Consider the following 740-nt stretch of genomic DNA (forward strand, 5'->3'; position numbering starts at 1 on the left):
ACGTGCGAGGTCAGGGCGTGCTCGACCAGGGTGATCAACGTGCTCTTCACCGACTCCCGATCACGCGCATCCGTACGCACGATCGGAATATGCGACCCCAGCGTCATCGCCTCCCGGATCTCCTCCTCACCATGCGGGAACCGCCCATCGAACCCGTTGATCCCCACCACGAACGGCAACCGCGCCTCCTCGAAATAATCCACCGCAGGGAAACTGTCGGCCAACCGCCGCGTATCCACCAGCACCACCGCACCGATCGCCCCACGCACCAGGTCATCCCACATGAACCAGAACCGATGCTGACCCGGCGTCCCGAACAAATACAAGATCAAATCACGGTCCAGCGACACCCGCCCGAAATCCATCGCCACCGTCGTCGTCGTCTTGTGCGGCACCAACCCCACATCGTCCACCCCCGCCGACGCATCGGTCATCACCGCCTCCGTCGTCAACGGAACGATCTCCGACACCGCCCCCACGAACGTCGTCTTCCCCACACCGAAACCACCCGCAACGACGATCTTCGTCGACGTCAGCCCCCGGCCGGAACCGGCCGCATCCCTAGAGCCTGCGAAGTCCACTGAGCACCCTCTCCAGCAAAGTCACATCCGGCTTGCCCGCATCCAACTGCGGCTGATGCACCTGCACCAACCCCTCCGCCGCCATGTCAGCGATCACCACACGCACCACACCCAGCGGCATCCGCAACAACGCCGACACCTCCGCCACCGACCGCACCT

2 protein-coding genes are annotated in these 740 nt (G+C 64.2%); both read right to left on the minus strand.

What is annotated here, in order from left to right; translation table 11 throughout:
• On the minus strand, nucleotides 1-536 hold a 536-nt coding region (locus tag Mth01_RS29385; protein ID WP_204019217.1), incomplete at its 3' end, for a GTP-binding protein.
• A gap of 25 nt (nucleotides 537-561) precedes the next feature.
• Nucleotides 562-740, minus strand: a 179-nt coding sequence (locus Mth01_RS29390) for a DUF742 domain-containing protein (RefSeq protein ID WP_204019218.1), incomplete at its 5' end; no start/stop codon positions are given.

Origin of the sequence: Sphaerimonospora thailandensis (genome assembly GCF_016863115.1) — a bacterium.
Taxonomy (GTDB): Bacteria; Actinomycetota; Actinomycetes; order Streptosporangiales; family Streptosporangiaceae; genus Sphaerimonospora; species Sphaerimonospora cavernae.